At 70.5% G+C, this 17,975-nt stretch carries 15 protein-coding genes; 8 read left to right on the top strand and 7 right to left on the bottom strand.

Annotated features, from left to right (window positions below):
* Nucleotides 1-39: 39 nt before the first annotated feature.
* Nucleotides 40-981, bottom strand: coding sequence for an aldo/keto reductase (locus tag RIN75_RS29045; protein ID WP_309115218.1), 942 nt, complete (start codon nt 979-981; stop codon nt 40-42).
* Between the two features lie 46 nt (nt 982-1,027).
* On the opposite strand from RIN75_RS29045, the gene RIN75_RS29040 reads away from it, so the two are divergent.
* Both RIN75_RS29040 and RIN75_RS29035 read left to right on the top strand, forming a co-directional pair.
* Nucleotides 1,028-2,419 (top strand): PLP-dependent aminotransferase family protein, encoded by a 1,392-nt coding sequence (locus RIN75_RS29040; RefSeq protein ID WP_309115217.1) that lies wholly within the window; start codon nt 1,028-1,030, stop codon nt 2,417-2,419.
* A 37-nt stretch (nt 2,420-2,456) separates the two neighbouring features.
* Complete coding sequence (locus tag RIN75_RS29035) at nt 2,457-2,930, top strand: cupin domain-containing protein (RefSeq protein ID WP_309115216.1); 474 nt, start codon at nt 2,457-2,459, stop codon at nt 2,928-2,930.
* A gap of 216 nt (nt 2,931-3,146) precedes the next feature.
* Here the strand turns inward: RIN75_RS29035 and RIN75_RS29030 are convergent, their stop codons facing one another.
* Nucleotides 3,147-4,307 carry a serine hydrolase domain-containing protein gene (locus tag RIN75_RS29030; protein WP_309115215.1) on the bottom strand — a complete coding sequence of 387 codons (1,161 nt, stop codon included), beginning with the start codon at nt 4,305-4,307 and terminating at the stop codon, nt 3,147-3,149.
* 165 nt (nt 4,308-4,472) lie between these two features.
* Nucleotides 4,473-4,892 (bottom strand): hypothetical protein, encoded by a 420-nt coding sequence (locus RIN75_RS29025; RefSeq protein ID WP_309115214.1) that lies wholly within the window; start codon nt 4,890-4,892, stop codon nt 4,473-4,475.
* A gap of 35 nt (nt 4,893-4,927) precedes the next feature.
* Between RIN75_RS29025 and RIN75_RS29020 the strand changes: the two genes are divergently transcribed.
* Nucleotides 4,928-6,217 carry a methyltransferase domain-containing protein gene (locus tag RIN75_RS29020; protein ID WP_309115213.1) on the top strand — a complete coding sequence of 430 codons (1,290 nt, stop codon included), beginning with the start codon at nt 4,928-4,930 and terminating at the stop codon, nt 6,215-6,217.
* Nucleotides 6,218-6,436: 219 nt separating this feature from the next.
* Here RIN75_RS29020 and RIN75_RS29015 read toward each other — a convergent pair whose 3' ends face one another.
* The 4 genes from RIN75_RS29015 to RIN75_RS29000 all read right to left on the bottom strand — a co-directional run bounded on the left by RIN75_RS29015 (nt 6,437) and on the right by RIN75_RS29000 (nt 11,388).
* On the bottom strand, nt 6,437-6,751 hold the full coding sequence (locus RIN75_RS29015) for a hypothetical protein (protein ID WP_309115212.1): 315 nt from the start codon (nt 6,749-6,751) through the stop codon (nt 6,437-6,439).
* A 48-nt stretch (nt 6,752-6,799) separates the two neighbouring features.
* Nucleotides 6,800-7,933: an RNA ligase family protein gene (locus tag RIN75_RS29010; protein WP_309115211.1), complete on the bottom strand. Its 1,134-nt coding sequence runs from the start codon at nt 7,931-7,933 to the stop codon at nt 6,800-6,802.
* Between the two features lie 255 nt (nt 7,934-8,188).
* Entirely contained in the window at nt 8,189-10,363 is a 2,175-nt protein-coding gene (locus RIN75_RS29005) for an alpha-galactosidase (RefSeq protein WP_309115210.1), read from the bottom strand.
* A complete protein-coding gene (locus RIN75_RS29000; RefSeq protein ID WP_309115209.1) occupies nt 10,360-11,388 on the bottom strand; it encodes a LacI family DNA-binding transcriptional regulator in 1,029 nt (342 codons plus the stop codon). Before RIN75_RS29000 ends, RIN75_RS29005 begins: the two co-directional genes overlap by 4 nt.
* A gap of 270 nt (nt 11,389-11,658) precedes the next feature.
* On the opposite strand from RIN75_RS29000, the gene RIN75_RS28995 reads away from it, so the two are divergent.
* The 5 genes from RIN75_RS28995 to RIN75_RS28975 all read left to right on the top strand — a co-directional run bounded on the left by RIN75_RS28995 (nt 11,659) and on the right by RIN75_RS28975 (nt 17,732).
* Nucleotides 11,659-12,942, top strand: a complete 1,284-nt coding sequence (locus RIN75_RS28995; RefSeq protein ID WP_309115208.1) for an extracellular solute-binding protein — start codon at nt 11,659-11,661, stop codon at nt 12,940-12,942.
* Between the two features lies 1 nt (nt 12,943).
* Nucleotides 12,944-13,918, top strand: coding sequence for a sugar ABC transporter permease (locus RIN75_RS28990; RefSeq protein ID WP_309115207.1), 975 nt, complete (start codon nt 12,944-12,946; stop codon nt 13,916-13,918).
* Nucleotides 13,915-14,742: a carbohydrate ABC transporter permease gene (locus RIN75_RS28985; RefSeq protein ID WP_309115206.1), complete on the top strand. Its 828-nt coding sequence runs from the start codon at nt 13,915-13,917 to the stop codon at nt 14,740-14,742. The genes RIN75_RS28990 and RIN75_RS28985 overlap by 4 nt, the downstream gene beginning before the upstream one ends.
* A 135-nt stretch (nt 14,743-14,877) precedes the next feature.
* Complete coding sequence (locus RIN75_RS28980) at nt 14,878-16,821, top strand: discoidin domain-containing protein (protein WP_309115205.1); 1,944 nt, start codon at nt 14,878-14,880, stop codon at nt 16,819-16,821.
* A 182-nt stretch (nt 16,822-17,003) separates the two neighbouring features.
* The gene (locus RIN75_RS28975; protein WP_309115204.1) at nt 17,004-17,732 is read left to right on the top strand and encodes a hypothetical protein; all 729 of its coding nucleotides are present in this window, start codon (nt 17,004-17,006) and stop codon (nt 17,730-17,732) included.
* The last annotated feature ends 243 nt before the right edge of the window (nt 17,733-17,975 follow it).

Here is a 17,975-nt window from a genome sequence, read left to right as displayed (position 1 = left end):
GCGAGAACCGCAACGCGCCCAGCGCCGGGCCGTCGGCTCTCACGCCGCGTCGTCGAGGCGCTGCCGCTGGTCGGCGGTCAACTCCAGGGACACCCCGGCGATCGCGTCCTCCAGTTGTTCGACCGTGCTGACGCCGACGATCGGCGTGATGTCGAGGTGGCCGCCGGTCAGCCAGGCCAGGACGACCCGGTTGCGGTCGGCCCCCGTCTCGGCGACGACCTCGTCCAGCACGGCGAGGCGGCGGGTCGTCCCGGGGTGGTCGTACTCGGCGGGCAGGGGTTTGTCCGCGCGGGTGTAGCGACCGCTCAGCAGCGGGGTGTAGGCCCACAACGCCATGTCCGGGTGGTGTTCGAGGTAGTGGAACACCTCGTCGGAGACCTCGCCGAACCGGTGCACGACGGTGGGCCGCGTGCCGGGGCGCGGCCGGAGGTAGGTGTGGTGCTGCTGGACGGCCGTGAAGCCGGCCTGGCCGCTCGCCCGGGCGATCTGCCGCGCCCGCTCGACCTGCCACACGGGGTAGTTCGAGCCGCCGAGGCGGCCCACCACGCCCGCCGACACCAGTTCGTCGAACGCGGCGACCGTCTCGGCCAGCGGTGTCACCGGGTCGGGCTTGTGCGCCCAGTACAGCTCGACGTGGTCGGTGCCCAGCCGCCGGAGGCTGCCCTCGATCCCGTCCTTCACCACACCGGCCGACAGCCCCTCGGCCGTCTCCGGGAACCGCCCGGCCTCGGTCGGCTCGCAGCCCACCTTGGTGCTGATCCGCACCCGGTCCCGCGCACCCGGTCGGCGGGCCAGCCAGCGGCCGAGCAACTCCTCGCTCTGCCCGCCGAACCCGCTCGGGTGCTCCCAGAACGAGTAGCAGTTCGCGGTGTCGATCCACACGCCCCCCGCGTCCACGAAACGGTCCAGCAGCTCGAACGAGCGCCGCTCGTCGGTGACCGTGCCGAACAGCATCGCGCCCAGGGCCAACTTCTCCATCATGCCGGTCACGCTAGAACCGTTCGGCCCGGCGGTACTGTCCAATCCCGTGACGGTTTCCCGGACCAATTTCGCGTGGGCGACGCTGATCGACCTCGGCGGGCGGGGACGCCTGCACGACCGGCTGGCACGCGCGCTGCGCACCGCGATCCGGGACGGCAAGCTGGCGGAAGGCGACGCCGTGCCGCCGAGCCGGGCGCTGGCCGAGGAACTCGGCTGCTCGCGCTGGGTCGTGACCGAGGCGTACGCGCAACTCGTCGCGGAGGGCTACCTCGCCGGGCGGGTCGGTTCGGCCACGCGGGTCTCGTGGTCGCCCGAGACACCGCCCCGGCCGCGCGCGCGGCGCACCCCGGCCCGGCCCCGCACCCGGTACGACCTCGCGCCCGGCCTCCCGGACCTGCGCGCGTTCCCGCGCCGGCGCTGGGCGGACGCCGTCCGGTCGGTCATCGGCTCCGCCGTCCACTACGACCTCGACCTCCCCGACCCGGCCGGGCACGAGGTGCTGCGGACGACCCTCGCGCACTACCTCCGGCGCTCGCGCGGCGCGGACACCGACGACAGCTCGGTGTTCGTCTGCGCCGGCGTCACCGACGGCCTGGTCCGCACGTGCCGCGCCCTGCACGCCCTGGGGATCACGGACGTCGCCGTGGAAGACCCCGGGTGGCCACGGCTGCGTGACGCGGTGACGACCGCGGGCCCGCGCGTCCACTTCGTGCCGGTCGACGACGAGGGCCTCCGCGTGGACGACCTGGCCCGCACCCCGGCGCGGGCGGTCGTCGTCGGCGCGGCGCACCAGTTCCCGACCGGCACGGTGCTGTCCCCGGCGCGCCGGGCGGGCCTGGTGCGCTGGGCCCGGGAGGTCGACGGCTTCGTCGTCGAGGACGACTACGACGCCGAGTTCCGCTACGACCACCGCCCGGTCGCGGCGGTGCAGGGCATGGACCCCGGCCGGGTCTTCCTCCTCGGCACGGTCAGCAAGACCCTCTCCCCGGCGCTCGGCCTGGGCTGGCTCGTCGCGCCGCCGGCCACCGTCCCGGCGCTGCGGGCCGCCAACCCGGTGACGGCGGCCCCGCCCGTGCTGGACCAACTGGCGCTGGCGACGTTCATCGGCCGCGGCTGGTACGACGCGCACCTGCGCGCCTCCAGACGCCGCTTCCGCACCCGCCGCGACCTGCTGCTCACCACCCTGGCCACCGAACTGCCGCGGGGCCGGACGTCCGGCACCGCCGCCGGCCTGCACGTCCTGCTGCACCTGCCGCAGGACGTCGACACGCGTGCCACGGTCCGCGCCGCGGCGTCGGCCGGCCTGCGCCTGGCGGACCTGGACGACTACCGCGTGAAGCCGGCACCGGACCGCGCCCTCCTCCTCGGGTACGGCAACATCGGCGACACCGAGATCCCCGCCGCCGTGGCCCTCCTGCGCGAGTCCCTGATCGGTTGATCACCACGCGCGTACCCCTCGTCCCCGGTGGCGCACCGTGTCCTCGCGCAACCTGCAACCGGTCATCAGCCTTCAAGGACAGGCGCTGCTCACCTGTGTGGACCGCGCCACCACCGGCAGTCGGGCCATCGGCGCCGGCGTGGTGATCATGCCGCCGTCCGGGATGTCCAAAGCCCACAAGCACGTCGAGCACGAACTCGTCGTCACCGTGGTCGACGGTTGGGCCGCGACCTTCCTGGGGGAACAGTTGGAGGAGGTCACGATCCAGGGCCCCGGCGACTTCCTCTACATCGCCGCCGACACGCCGCACATGGCCGTCAACCTCTCCACGGACACACGTGTGCTGGCGGTGGAGGCCCGCACCGACCCGGCCTTCAACGGCGACGTCGTCCTCATGCCCGAACTGGACGAGCACGTCAGCGGGCGGATCACGGCCCTGCGCGAGGACTTCACCGCCGGCCGCCTGCCACCGTGGCCCACCACCGGCATGGCCGGCGCATCCGACCGCTGAGGTGTGGCGTTCACGACCCGACAGGCACCAGGGACCACCTCCGTCCTCACCGTCCGGTGCCAGTCGGCGTTGCCGCGCGGCCCTCGCGTTCGAGGGAGACCGCAAACCTCGCGCCGGCCCGGCACCAACTCAAGCATTGACTCCGACCCGCAGGTATAGCGGCACGACGGCGGTGCCGGGGTCGCCGGCACCGCCGTCGTGCTGTGGGTGCGGAGGTCAGCTGCCGGCCTGCACCGCGGCGGCCAGCAGGGAGCACGGCTTGGCCCCGCCGTCGATCCCGCTGTTGACGACCAGGGAGGCCTCGACCTTGCCCGGGAACAGGCCGTGGCAGGTCACCACGCGGCCGGCCCCGTTGTTGTAGTCACCGCCGTGGGCGCGGGTCCCGGCCTGCACGAACTCCCACCCCAGACCCTTCGCGCCGTCCTGGAGGGTGTCCATCCACAGCCGCACCTGCGGGGAGACGATCGTGCCGTGCCGCAGGTAGGCCTGCCACCGCACCATGTCGATCGCCGACATCCGCAACCCCCGGTAGCTCGCGCACGCCTCGTAGGACACACCCGACATCTCCAGCAGGTTGCCGGTCTGCGAGGTGCGGGTCAGGTAGCCGTGCGCGTCGTTCTGCGGGTCGGCCGCCAGGCAGTTCACCGTGGCGATCCCGGCCGGGGTGAACAGGTAGCGGTTGATGTAGGCCATCGACCACGGCGCACCACCGGGCTGGATCCACTCCGGCACACCCAGGTTCGGGTTCGTCTCGGTCAGGTACCACAGCCGGGTCAGCACGACCCGCGCGATGGCGTAGTTCTCGTTCTCGTAGTCGTAGCCCATGCCCTTGCCAACCGGCTGCGCCACCGACAGCGCGTACTTGATGCCGTCGTAGCGGGCGTTCATCTTCTTCTGCTCGTCATCGGACTGGTCCCCGATGAACTGCCCCAACCCCGAGGTGTGACCCAGGATGTCCCTGATCGTCACGTTCTTCCACCCCGGCTTCGCGGTCGAGCGCATGTCCGGCGGCAGGTACGGCCAGATCGGCTCCTCCGGCGTGAGCCCCGCCGCCTCCGTGACCTTCAACAACGCCGCGGCCACCACGTTCTTGGTCGCACTGGCGATCTCGATCCGCGTGGTCGGGGTGAACGCCGTGCCCTTGTCCTGCCGAGCGATCCCACCCGATCCCTGCCGCGACAGCAGGCCGTTCTCGGTGATCGCGAACGCGTACCCCTTCGCCTTCCCGTTCAGCGACGCGTGCAGGAACTCCGCCGCCTTCGCCGTGTCCACGTCCAACGGCAACGGCGCCCCCAGATCAGCCGACGCCGACCCCGCCCCCGCCAACAGCAACGCGGCAACCGCCCCCGCGACCCAGCCACCCTTCTTGATCCTCATCGCTGACTCCCCTCGTCCCACCCCCGGCCCGTCCGGCGGCGACGGGACCAACTCTCGCGGCCACACCCCCTGCCACGCGTGAGGGAGACACCCTCAAAGACCCGGCCCACAAACTTGGGGGTGAATTGGGGGGTCGAACCATGTATCTGCACGGGGGCCGCGTGATCAGAAGATGATCTGGACGTCGGGGTGTGCCGGCCGGTCGAACACCGGTCTCGGTCGGCCGCGCAGGTGCAGGTCGAAGAACGCCGCGAGGTACTTCCGCTGGGCGGCGAGGATCGATCGCGGGTCGATGGTGCCGATCGACGCCGTGAAGTCGTCGTCGAGTTGCGGGAGCAGCACTTGCGCGTCGGAGAAGCTCAAGTGCTCGGCCCCAGGCAGGCGGTCGCGGCTGGTCACCGGCACGGCGCACCGGTCGGCGCCGGGGAGCAGCGGGGTGACCTGGTCGCCGGCGGCGGCGTTGTCCAGCACCACCAGCACCTGCTTGTCGGCGACCAGGCTGCGGTAGAGGGCGGCGCGGCGGTCGGGCTCGTCGGGCTGCTCGGTCCGGCCGACACCAAGGGCGTCGGGGAACCCGCCGAGCACGACGTGGGGTGTCGACGGGGCGCGTGACGATGCCCGTGACGACGCATCGGGAGCACCTGGCGGACGCCGAAGGCGTACGAGACCGGATTCCTGAAGAAGGGCGCCAAGTCCACCGAGGTGCCACCCCACGACACCTGCTGGTCTCCACCGCCTACCGCCAACAACCCGACGGCACCTGGACAGCCCCGGAGACCGCCGGCGCGGACCTCGACCTGGCCTACTTGACCACCACCCTGGTCACCGAACTCGACGACACCGGCCAGCCGATCTCCTCCAGCACCAAACCGGACCTCATGGTCAGGAGGCTGGAGTCGCTCGACATCCACGACGGCCACCGAGTCCTGGAGATCGGCACCGGCACCGGCTACAACGCCGCCCTGCTCGCCCACCGCCTCGGTGACGAGCACGTCCACTCCCTCGACGTCGACCCGGTGCTGGTCGACACTGCCCGCACGCGGTTCCCCGCCATCGGCCGCCATCCTCACCTCGCCGCCCGCGACGGCGTCCAAGGCTGGCCGGACCACGCCCCCTACGACCGGATCATCGCCACCTGCTCCGTTCCCGGCATTCCCTGGACATGGGCCGAACAAGCAGCACCTGGCGCACGCCTGCTCACCGACCTCAAGGTCGGCTCCGGCGCGGGCAACCTCGTCCTGCTGCACCGCCACCCCAACCGACTGGAAGGCCGCTTCACCGGCCGCTGGGCCGGGTTCATGCCCATGCGCCACCACACCACCACCACCGGCATTCCCGCCCCGTCGGTGCGGGCCGAGCAGCAGCGCGAACACAGCACAACCGCTCCCGCCGAACCGTGGAAGACCCGCCGCGAACTCTGGCTGCTGGCCAGCTTCACCCTGCCCCCGGACCTGCGCCACGGCTACACCCTCGACCCCGCCACCCGCACCCCGAACGCCGCCACCCTCACCGCCAGCGACGGGCCGTGGTGCCACGTCACCCTCGGGGACGGCCCCAGGCAGGTCCGGGAAGGCGGCCCGACTCCACTGTGGACGCATGTCGAGAACGTTTGGCGCACGTGGAACGACAACGGACAACCCGGTTGGAACGCTTCGGCCTCACCGTCACCCCCGACACCCACACCCTCTGGCTCGACCACCCCGACAACCCGCTCCCAACCCTGCGCAGCCGCACCGACCACGACACCTTCGAGTGACCAACATCGATGTCCTCCCGTGCCCAACACCGTTGCGAGCGCACCGCGCACCGTACGTCATGTGCCTGCACTTAACATGACCTTGTGGCTATTTAACGGGCGTCCTCGCCCCTCTGGGGCTACATCGAGGACGAACTCCGCAGGCGCGGGCTGACCACCGGAGACTTCGTGCGCGGCATCGGCTTGGGCGCTGCGGGAAGGCTTCAAGCACCCAGGCGGAGGTGGGGCTCCAGGGCGTCGGCGATCGTGGACGCGGTGATCCAGCCGTCGGACTCGCGTGCGGTTGGCGGCAGGTCGACAACCGCTGCGGGCGGTTCCGGTAGGAGGATCCGGTCGGTGAGGGGGTAGATCCGCAGTTTGGTTGCACCGGGTCTCAGCGGTACGACGACGGGGTGCCGGCGAGGGTGGTGCGGATGGCCATGACCTGTTCGTCGGTCTCGGCTGGGTCGACGCGTACCTGGTCGACCTCGGCCTCGATGCCCGTGGCGGTCAGGTGGGCGGTGACGGCTTCGGCGAGTCCGTCGCTGATGGTGATCAGTCGGGCGCGGCGGAGGATCTCGACGTAGCGGGCGTCGGGGGAGTGCACGGTGCCCCGGTCGTCGCGGACGGCCGGGGCGGCGATGCCGAGGTCGGCGAAGCGGGTGCGTGCTTCTTGCTCCGCGCGTGCGGGGTCGAGGGTATTGGCCACGGGTGGTGGTGCTCCTGCCTGGACGTGCTGTTGCTGCGTCGGGAGACCTTACGTCGCGAATCCGCAAAAATGCGGTTCGACGCGACCGTGATTGCCAAGGTCACCCCTGCGGCGCGAGGGCTCGCCGCCTTGCCATGTTGGCGTGAGCACGACGACGCGACTGGTGCCGTGGGCAGCCTCGATCGCGGATTGGGTGTGACACGAGGTCGCTACGGCCACCGACACCGAACGCGAGTGGATCGCCGGCAGCGTCGCGCCGCTCACAGCGGATAAGGCTCGGACTCGGAGGACTTTGGGGCGATGGCGGAAGCGGCCGAACTCCACGTTGGGGTCGGCTTCCACCTCGACGACGACCTTGGGGTGGACCGGCAGGTACATCGCGGCCGGCTGGCCCGGTAGGCCGCCGACCGGGCCGGGTAGTGCGGTCCGTTCGGCTCCGGCGACGGGGATCAACCGTCCTGCGAGGTTCGCCCGCATGGTGCGGCTCAACGGGAGGGAGAGGCCGACGGCGCGGAGGTGGCCGTGGCCGTCGGATTGGGCCAGCACCAGCGAGTCGGGGTGGCCGACGGTCCCGGTGACGCCGATGACGACCGCGTCGACCCGTTCCTGGTGGCGGACCTTGATCCACTCGCGTCGGTCGCCGAGGTAGCGGCTGTCGGCGTGTTTGGCGACCACGCCCTCGATGCCCACGGTCGCGAAGTCGGCGTCGAGCCAGCGCAGGGCCCGTTCGCGATCCGCGGTGGCGGGGGTCAGCGCGAGCGGTGCCCTGACGGTGGCCAGTGCCTGTTCGAGGAGTTCACGCCGCGCCTGGTAGGGCTGTTTGCGCAGGTCGCGGTCTTCTTCGGCGAGCAGGTCGAAGGCCATGAAGTGGATCGTGATGCCCTCAGTGGCGCGGCGGCCCGGGGCTGATTGCAGGGCGGCGAAGTCCAGTCGTCCTGCTTGGAGTGCGACCAACTCGCCGTCAAGGACGAGGTCGCCGACCTGCTGCTCGGCGGCGCGGAGGATCTCGGGGAAGCGGCAGGACAGGTCGGCGCCCGAGCGGGAGTGCAGCTTCCCGCGGGCGACGTGCAGGCAGCCGCGCCAGCCGTCGTACTTGGGCTCGAACCACCATCCAGGGCCGTCCGGCACAGCCCGCTCCGACTGCGCCAGCGCCAGCGGGACCGGCGGGTGGAGGACTGGCATCGGCGGCGGCCTCCCGTAGTCACCCTCGACCAGCAGGTTAGCCTGAATGTCGTAATGTCGCCTGTCTGTGGCGCACTTGTGCGGCCGACCCGGCTCGTCGATGGTCTCCCGGACGTGGGGAGTCCCGGTCGAAAGCGGTGGTGGACAGGGGCGCGGTGGCGATGGGCGTGGCCACCGCGCCTCGCGGACGCTTGAGACCGACGTGTGGACCGGGGGCGAGTCCTGCCACCGCGGGGGAGAGGCCGTTGTGCGGGGTCAGGTGGCCAGCAGTTCCAGGACGATGGCTTGCGCCGGGTCCAGCAGGGGAGCGGCGAGGCCGATGGTGGACAGGACGGATCCCGGTAGCCGGATGCTCCCCTGGACGAGCCAGGGCACCGGGCGTGGTGGGAAGGTGGCCGGGATGCTGATCTCCGGGCAGAGGGTGACGGTGTAGTGGAGGTGGGGGTCCAGGCCGGGGAAGTGCAGGCGCGTGGGGACGGAGTTTGTGGCGCTCGTCAGCTGGGCGAGGCTGAATACGGCGTGCCGGCGGTCGGGTGCGACGACCCCGTGCAAGCGGGTGCCTGGGTCGGGGTGGTCGGCGTGGACGGTGGTTCCGTTGTGGAGCAAGGGGCGTAGGCGTTTGTGGAGGGCCACCCAGGTGGCCAGTTGGTCGAGTTCGGTGTCGGTGCAGGCGGTGAGGTCCCATTCGATGCCGGCGTGTCCGAACAGCGCGGTCGCCAAGCGGAACGAGAGGGAGGTGCTGCGGCCGGTGGTGTGGGCGGTGGCGGCACCGACGTGGCAGCCGATCATTTCCGGTGGCACGAGCAGTCCGGTCCATCGCTGGATCTCTTGCCGTTCCACGGGATCGATGGTGTCGGAGGCCCAGACGCGGTCGGTGTGCTGGAGGATGCCGTAGTCGACGCGGGCGCCGCCGCTGGAACAGGACTCGATCTCCAACCGCGGGTGCCGGGTGCGTAGCTCGCCCAGGAGACGGTAGGTCGCCAGGGTCTGGGCGCGTACACCCGCGCGTCCATCGTGGACGGCTTCCAGCAGGTTGCGGTTCTGGTCCCATTTGAGGTAGTCGAGGCGGTACTCGGTGACCAGCGCGTCGAGGTGGGCCAGGACGTGTGCGTAGGCCTCGGGGCGGGCCAGGTCGAGCACCTGCTGGGAACGTTGCGGCAGCGCCGGGCGGCCGGGTGCGGTCAGCAGCCAGTCGGGGTGGGCGCGGGCCAGGTCGGAGTCGGGGTTGACCATCTCCGGTTCTACCCAGAGCCCGACCTGCATGCCGAGGGCGCGCACGTGGTTCACCAGGGGGTGCAGGCCGTCGGGCCACACCGTGCGGTCCACGGTCCAGTCGCCGAGCCCGGCGGTGTCGTCGCGGCGTCCGTGGAACCAGCCGTCGTCGAGGACGAACCGCTCCACGCCGATGCGGGCCGCCCGGTCGGCCAGGTCGCGCAACGTGTCCAGCCGGTGGTCGAAGTAGACCGCTTCCCAGGTGTTGAGCATGACGGGTCGGGGGGCGTGCGGGTGATGGTGCCGGTCGCGCAGGTGGTCGTGCAGCCGCTTGGACAGCTCGTCCAGGCCGTTGCCGGACCAGGCGAAGTGGACCCAGGGGCTGCGGTAGGACTCGCCGCGGGCCAGCCGCACCTCGCCCGCGGCGAGCAGTTCTCCGGCGCCGAGGACCGGTCCGTGTTCGGGGAGCCGTTCCGCGTAGTGCAGGTGGTTGCCGCTCCACCCGGCGTGCACCGCCCAGACCTCGCCCCGGCGGAACCCGAACCCCGGCTCGCCGAGGATCAGCAGACCGGTCGCGTCGTGCCCGGTCCGGCCGCGGCGGGACTCCCGGGCGGTCAGGCCGTGCTGGAGCGGACGGCGTTGTGGGACGCGTTCGCCGGACCAGCGTCCGGTGAAGTCCATGACCTCGGTGGCCCGGCTGTCGACCGGGAGGAGGCCGGCCACGGAGTCGACGGTGCAGGCCGTGGGGCCGTCGTTGGTCACCTCGTGCCGGATGCGCACCACGCCGAACCGGTCCATCTCCAGCTCGGTGCGGATCGACAGCTGGGCGTCGGTGTCCCGGGTGTGGATGAGCAGGCTGCCGCCGCCGGACTCGTGCACGGTCACCGGGACCGGTTCCGCCAGTTGCAGCCTGAGGTGGGGGACGCGGCCGTCGCGGTGTCCGGCGACGCCGGGGCGGCCCGCCCACCCGTCGCTCTCCTGTGGGATCAGTCGCAGCAGCACGGGGACGTCGAGTGCGGCGACGGGTGGCGGTGGCAAGGTCCCGAGCGCGAGCGCGTCCGGGGCGGCGGCGCCGGGGTCCTCGCCCCAGTGCAGGACGCGGGGCACGGCCGCCCCTTCGACGCCGACGATGAGCGCGGTACCGGCGGCGGCGAGCCGGACGACCTCGATGTCCGGCCGAGCGGCGGTCGTGGTGTGGGCGACCTGCGTGGCGGTCATGCGCGCGGGCCCGTGGTCGACTGGCGGGCGACGACCTCGGTGGGCAGCACGATCGGCGGTGCGGTCGTGCCGTCGATGATGCCGAGCAGGGCGCGCACGGCACTGGTGCCCATCGCCTCGGCGTCCTGTCGCACGGTGGTCAGCGGCGGTTCGGTGAACGCGCACAGGTCGATGTCGTCGAACCCGGTGACCGACACGTCCTCGGGCACCCGCAGACCCTGCTCGTGCAGTGCGCGCAGGATGCCGATGGCCATCATGTCGCTTTCGGCGATCACTGCGGTGAAGTCGCGTCGTGCGGCCAGCAGGTCGCGCATCTCCCGGTAGGCGCCCTCGGTGGACCAGTCCGAGGTGCGGGCCAGGCCGGGGTCGTCGGGGATGCCGCGCGTGGCCAGCGCCGCTCTGATGCCGGTGAGGCGGTCGTGGCCGGAGGGGTCGGTCTCGGTGCCGGTGATGCGGGCGATGCGGCGGTGGCCCAGCTCCAGCAGGTGTTCGGTGATCTGGCGCGCGCCCTCGACGTTGTCCGAGGTCACGTAGGTGGCGTTCGGGCCCTGGCCGACCGTGTCGATGAACACCGTCGGCAGCCGGGATTCGACGAGGGCCTGGATGCGCAGGTCCCCGGGCGGGCAGGCGACCATGATCGTGCCGGCCACGCGCCGGGCCCGCAGCAGGCGGACGTAGCCGTCGCTGGAGGCGTCGGTCGGCCGGGAGGGCAGCAGCAGGTCGTAGCCCGCCTTGGCGAGGGCGCCCTCGATGTGGCGCAGGACGTCGAGGTGGAAGTGGTACTGCGGGCGGGTCAACTGGGACAGCGCCCACATGTCGTTGGCGAAGAAGCCCAGGGCGATCGTCTTGGAGCGTGCTCCGGCCACGCTCTGCGCGGCCACGTCCGGCACGTAGCCGAGCCTCGCCGCGGCCTCCTCGACGCGGGTGCGCGTGGCTTCGGTGACGTTCGCCGCCCCCGACAGCACGCGGGACACCGTCGCCCGGGACACGCCGGCCAGGCGTGCCACCTCTTCACTCGTGGCCATCGTCCACCTTTCGATTCCCGTGGTCGGCCCCTCGTGCCGGCCACCCCGCCCGAGGCCGACGATCATGGCACCGGGCTCGCAATGAACACGCGTTCGACGGTTCGTGTCGAGTATCGACGTGTGGGTGATGGCGTGTCAACGGACTGTCATTGCAGGCCAGGCTGGCACTTGACCCACACATGTGACCGGGGTAACTTCCCCACCGTTCAACTCAATGTACGCGCGTTCATGACTGCGCGGTTTCGGAAAAGGGCAGTCGCCATGACATCGGTGACTCGACGGAAGTTCCTGCGCGGGGCGGCGGCGACACTGCTGACCACCGCGGCGCTGGCCGGGTGCAGCGTGGGGCCGAGCGGCTCCGGTGGGGGTGAGGCGATCACCTTCCTGACCTTCGAGACACCCAATCTCACCCCGGCCTACTGGGACGCGGCGATCAAGCGGGTCACCGACAAGCACCCGGAGATCAAGGTGACCAAGCTGGTCGCGCCCAGCGCCGACGGCCGCACCGCCTACGCCAAGCAGCTGTTGCAGTCGGGCCAGTTCCCCGACGTCCTGGTCGGGGTCTCGCCGGCGGGCTTCGCGGAGGCGGGCGAGCTGTACGCGTGGCAGCCCGACGACCTCAAGGACTTCCAGTTCCCCACGGCCAACCCCATCCAGGGCAAGTACTTCCAGCTTCCTGCCAACACCCAGACGATCCCGCCGATCTACTACAACAAGAAGCTGTTCCAGGCCGCGGGCGTCACCGGTGAGCCGAAGACGTGGGACGAGCTGCTGGCGGCGGCGGAGAAGCTGAAGGCGGCGGGCACCACGCCGTTCGTCATCGGCGGCGGCAAGGACGGCTTCGCGTCGTCGATGATCCTCGCGGGCATCGTCAGCACCGACCTCTACGGCGACCGCAAGGACTGGCTGAGCAAGCGACGCGAGGACAAGGTCAAGTTCACCGACCCGGAGTTCGTCGTTGCGCTGGAGAAGTTCGGCAACCTCGCCGAGCGGGGCTACATCGACAAGAACAACGTCTCCCGCGACTACGCCGCCACCGAGCAGGCGTTCCTGGACGGCCAGGGCGCGATGTACCCGATGGGCAACTGGTTCGCCGCCAGCGCCGACAGCAAGCAGCACGACTTCGAGATCGGCGTGTTCAACTTCCCCACGCAGGACGGCAAGCTGGTCGTCCCCGCCTACACCGGCGGCGGCATGATCGTCAGCGCGAACGCCAAGAACCAGAGCGCTGCCAGGAAGTTCGCGCTCGCCTTCCAGCTGGACAAGGAACAGCTCGACCAGTCGGTCAAGGCCGACGGGCTATTCCCGGCGATCAAGGGCTACCAGCCGCCGGCCGACACGGGCCCGGTGTTCAAGGCGGGCTACGAGCTTTACCAGAAGGCTGTGCAGGAGAACGCCGTCGTGAACGCGTTCCGCTGGGAGACCGCCGACGACGGCCTGCTGCCCGGCATGGCCGACAAGATCGACGCCGCGGCGCAGGACCTGGTCACCGGCCGTAAGAACGCCGCCGAGGTGGCCACCTACCTCGACGCCGAGTGGACCAAGGCGAGCTGACGTGACCACGCACACCGAACTGCCCGCCGGGCGCGCGCCCACCGCGCCCGGCGGGGGCCGGACGACCGGCACCCCTCCCGCCAGGCGACGCCGGCGCGGCGCGATCCGGGACCGGCTGGCGCACTTCGGGATCTTCGCCGCTCCCGGCGTCCTGACCTACGCCTGCTTCGTCGTGGCCCCGATCGTGCTCAGCGTCTACTACAGCCTGACCAACGCCAACCCGTTCCGCCCGCCCCGACGCTGGGTCGGCCTGGACAACTACACGGCGTTGGTCCAGGACCCGGAGTTCCTCACGGCGCTGCGGGTCACCACGATCCTGACGCTGATCGTGGTGATCGTCCCCAACGTCGGTGGCCTGCTGGTGGCGCTGCTGCTGGACAAGCGGGGCCGCTTCTACAACGCGATGCGCAGCGTGTTCTTCACCCCCGTGATCCTCAGCTCGGTCGTGGTCAGCGTGATCTGGACCCGGCTGCTCGACGTCGACGGCCCGCTCAACCGGGCGTTGCGCGCCCTCGGCGTGGACGACCCGCCCGCGTGGCTGTCGGACCCCGACTTCGCGCTGTACTCGGTCGCCTCGATCATCTCGTGGCAGATGATCGGCTTCTGCGTCGTGGTCTACTTGGCGGGCCTGCAAGGCGTGCCGGTCGAACTCCAGGAGGCCGCGGCCCTCGACGGAGCAGGTCCCGTGCGGCGGTTCCGGGCGGTGACGTGGCCGCTGCTGGCGCCGGCGCTGACCATCAACACCGTCGTGCTGCTGATCTCCGCGTTCAAGACCTACGACTACATCAAGGTGATCACCAACGGCGGCCCCGGCGCCGGGACCACCGCGACCATCGCCTTCAACGTCCTGCAGACCGGCCTGGACGGCAACCACGTCGGCTACGCCTCCGCGATGGCCGTGCTCATGCTCGTCATCGTCGGCGTCGCCACGGCGGTCGCCCTGAAGATCCTGCGCGGCCGGGAGGTCGACCTGTGACCGAACGCCTGCCCTGGCTGCGCCCGATCGTGGCGCTCGTTCTCAGCGCTCTGTTCTTCGTGCCGCTGTACCTGGTGCCGGCCAACGTGTTCAAGCCCGGCGACCAGATCTCCGCGTCACCGGCGTCACCGCCCTGGCCACCGACCCTGGACAACATCACCGCCGTGCTGTCCCGACCGGACAACCTGTTCTGGGTCAGCCTGGCCAACAGCGTCATCGTCACGGCCGTCTCCGTGGTGGTCCTGACGGTGCTGTCCGCGATGCTGGGCCACTACCTCGCCCGCAGCCGCAGCCCGTGGGCCACCGCCCTGACGCTGGTCCTGTTGGCCGGGCTCATGATCCCGCCCCAGGTCATCCTCATCCCGGTCACCGAGGTGCTCAAGGCCACCGAACTCATGGCCACCGTGCCCGGCCTGGTGCTGTTCAACGTCGGCTACTACGTGCCCTTCGGCGTGTTCGTCTTCACCGGGTTCATCCGCGGCATCCCGATCGAACTGGAGGAGGCCGCGTTCCTCGACGGCGCCCGCCGCACACAGGTGTTCTGGCGCGTGGTGTTCCCGCTGTTGCGCCCGGCCAGCGCCAGCGTCCTGATCTTCCTGGGCGTGTGGATCTGGAACGACTTCATCAACCCGCTGGTCATCCTCGGCCCCGGCCGCGGCACGACCGTGACGACCGGCGTGTACCGGTCGATCGGGCAGTACCAGACCGACTTCGGCTCGGTGTTCGCGCTGATGTTCCTGGCCACGCTGCCCGTCCTCGTGTTCTACCTCGCGCTTCAGAAGCACTTCGTCAAGGGGCTCACCGGAGGCGCGACCAAGGGCTGACCTCTCCCTTCCCCCACCCAGAAAGGATCAATGATGCTCCCGACCCGAGAGGTGGTGTGCCCGGCCGCGCGTACGGCGGCCGGTGCCCACCGCCCACAGCACGAGGGCCGCGTGCGCGGCGCTCGTCGAAGCCCGATGACGTCACTTCGACCGCTTCTCGCGGCAGCAGTGGCGCTCCTGCTCGGAATCGCCCTGGCCTCGACCCCCACCGCGCCGGCCCAGGCCGCCGGCGGCCCGGCCACCGACTGGATGACGGGGCGGTTCGGCGTGATGATGCACTACCTTGCCGAGGGGTGCCCCGCCGGCTGCAACCTCAGCGACTACCCCAATTCCATGCCGACCGTCGAGCAGTGGAACGCTCGTGTGGACAACTTCGACGTCGCGGGCGTCGTCCAGCAGGTGAAGTCGGTCGGCGCGAGCTGGTTCCAGCTCTCCGTCGGGCAGAACACCGGCTACTTCTCCGCACCGAACGCGACCTACGAAGCGCTCGTGCCGCCGACGCAGTCCCACCCCTCGCGGCTGTCGCGCCGGGACCTGGTGAAGGAGTTGGGCGCGGCGCTGCACCAGGCGGGGATCAAGTTCATCGTCTACCTGACCTCCGACGCCGTTCAACGCGACGACTACGCCCGGCAGCAGTTGGGCGGCCCGAGTCAGGGCTGGGGCGCGCCCAACACGACTTACCAGGCCAACTGGCTCAACGTCGTGAACACGTGGTCGCAGCAGTGGGGGACCGACGTCGACGGCTACTGGGTCGACGGGGCCTACTACAGCCAGCTCGAACCGTTCTACGACCAGATGGCGGTGAAGCTGCGCAGCGGGAACCCCAACGCCCTGCTGTCCTTCAACGCCGGCTTCAACGTCCCCCTCACCTCGCTCACCACCCAGTCCGACTTCACCCCCGGCGAAACCGGGGTCAACAACTGGCCTCGCCCGACCAACGGCCGCTGGGTGGACAACCGCGGCACCCAGATGCAGTTGCAGTACCTCGGCGTCGCGCAAAGCGACTGGGGATACCCGCCGGACACACCGATGTCCTACAGCGCCGACCGCCTCGTCGAACTGACCACCGGTGCTCTCCGCGTCGGCGGCGCGGTGACCTGGGACGTGGGCTACAAGCGCGAGAACGGGCACATCTCCGACCCGGCGATGGCCCAGTTCAAGCAACTCGGCCTGGCGCTCAAGGCGTTCGACGGCAACCTGTCCCGAGGCAGGGCGACCACCCAGTCCAGCACGTACGCCGGAGGCGGTGACGCCTCGCTGGCAGTCGACGGCAACACCACCGCGAACTACTTCTCCGGTTCGGTGACGCACACCTCGGAAACCCCGTTGGACACCGACCCGTGGTGGCAGGTGGACCTGGGCGCGTCGAAGACCGTGGGGTCGGTCAAGTTGTGGAATCGGACGGATTGTTGTGCCGACCGGTTGAGGAATTTCTACGTGTTCGCGTCGGATTCGCCGTTTACGTCGAACGACCCGAATGTGCTCAAGACGCAGAGCGGTGTGTGGAGCAGCTACCGGGCCGAAGCGGTCGGTCAGACGCTGACCCTGCCGGTCAACCGGACCGCGCGCTACGTCCGGGTCCAGTTGGTGGGTTCGGACCGGCCGCTGTCCCTGGCCGAGGTCGAGGTCTTTGGTGATCTGGCGCTGCACAAGCCCGTCGCCCAGTCCAGCAAGCACCCGTCCGGCGCGGGCCCAGAGCGGGCCAACGACGGGAACACCAACGGCAGCTTCTTCTCCGGTTCGGTGACGCACACCTCGGAGACCCCGTTGGACGCCAACCCGTGGTGGCAGGTGGACCTGGGCGCGTCGAAGACCGTGGGGTCGGTCAAGTTGTGGAATCGGACGGATTGTTGTGCCGACCGGTTGAGGAATTTCTACGTGTTCGCGTCGGATTCGCCGTTTACGTCGAACGACCCGAATGTGCTCAAGACGCAGAGCGGTGTGTGGAGCAGCTACCGGGCCGAAGCGGTCGGTCAGACGCTGACCCTGCCGGTCAACCGGACCGCGCGCTACGTCCGGGTCCAGTTGGTGGGTTCGGACCGGCCGCTGTCCCTGGCCGAGGTCCAAATCCTCGGCTGACCCTGGCATGAGGAACGCGCGTGGGCAGAGCCCTCACAGCCGGCCCATGCGCGTTGTCCGCGTTTCGGACCGACGTGATCCGCCGAGCACCGGTGCGTGCCCACCGGCCGGTATTTGTGTGATCGACCCGGCACCTCGACGGTCTCCCGGACGTAGGGGAGTCCAGGTCGAAGGTGTGGCGAGTGGACGACAGATCGGCCGCGAGTGCGCTGGCCTTGGTGTACAACATCGTACGCCGGGTGCTGTCATCGGACGCCGAGGTCTGCGACGTGGTCCAGGACGCCATGGTCCGGCTGCCGCGGGAGGTCGACGGGTGGTCCCGAGCCGAGATCGTCGCCGTCACCGGAGATGCGGTCCGTGAGCGCACCGACGTGGTCGGTTCGGAGTGCGAAGCACCAGTAATGGAGGTCGGGTTCGTGGACCGGCCGCTGGACGGGGCCGCCGCGCTGCGGCAGCGACGGGAAACGGCACGTGCTGCGCGCCGGCTCGGGGATGGTGAGAGGGAATTGCCGGCCCTGTGGTCGTTGGAACGCGGCGGTCACATCGGAGCAGGGGACATGAGTCATGCGCTCGGACAGGACCCGTACCGGGTCGCGACCGGTGTGAGCAGGGCGAAGCGCCGGTTCGAGGTGGCACGCCTGCTCGAACGGGCGTTGACCGCGACACCTCGGTGTCCGGGCCTGGTGATGACGGGCGACCACAGGCACGGGCGGGGTCCCTTGCTGTGGCACGTCCAGGGTTGCGAGCGGTGCCGACTTGGAGCGTATGAACCGGTGCCCGCCGAAGCACTGCTCTCCGGTGTGCCGTTGCTCCCGGTGCCCGCCGGGTACGCAGTACCTGTTCGGCTCGACGAGGCCGAGCCGGTGCTCACCGCCGTCGGCGCTGACCGATCGGTTCGGAAATTCGTGTGACCCGGGTCGGTGCGCGGAGGTCTCCCGTACGTGGGGTCGACTTGGTGGAAGGCGAGGTTGTCAGCGTGACCGATGACGTGGCGGACGCGCGGGTGGAGCACTCGGTGGTGGTGGCTGCCCGGGCGGGGGACCGCAGGGCGTTGGAGGAGTTGGTGGCCGCGCACCTGCCGCTGGTCTACAGCATCGTCGGCCGGACCCTGTCCAGCGATGTCGACGACGTGGTTCAGGACACGATGGTGCGGG

The organism is Saccharothrix sp. (assembly GCF_031180885.1).
GTDB lineage: Bacteria > Actinomycetota > Actinomycetes > Mycobacteriales > Pseudonocardiaceae > Actinosynnema.
Note: the sequence above shows the minus strand (reverse complement) of the source record. Positions and strands in the feature narration are given on the sequence as shown.

What these genes read in the sequence shown, in the direction of transcription:
- RIN75_RS29045 (WP_309115218.1), bottom strand. Translation starts at nt 981, where the DNA reads ATGATGGAGAAGTTGGCCCTGGGCGCGATGCTGTTCGGCACGGTCACC.
- RIN75_RS29030 (WP_309115215.1), bottom strand. Translation starts at nt 4,307, where the DNA reads ATGAGGATCAAGAAGGGTGGCTGGGTCGCGGGGGCGGTTGCCGCGTTG.
- RIN75_RS29010 (WP_309115211.1), bottom strand. Translation starts at nt 7,933, where the DNA reads ATGCCAGTCCTCCACCCGCCGGTCCCGCTGGCGCTGGCGCAGTCGGAG.
- RIN75_RS29005 (WP_309115210.1), bottom strand. Translation starts at nt 10,363, where the DNA reads ATGACCGCCACGCAGGTCGCCCACACCACGACCGCCGCTCGGCCGGAC.
- RIN75_RS29000 (WP_309115209.1), bottom strand. Translation starts at nt 11,388, where the DNA reads ATGGCCACGAGTGAAGAGGTGGCACGCCTGGCCGGCGTGTCCCGGGCG.
- RIN75_RS28980 (WP_309115205.1), top strand. Translation starts at nt 14,878, where the DNA reads ATGACGTCACTTCGACCGCTTCTCGCGGCAGCAGTGGCGCTCCTGCTC.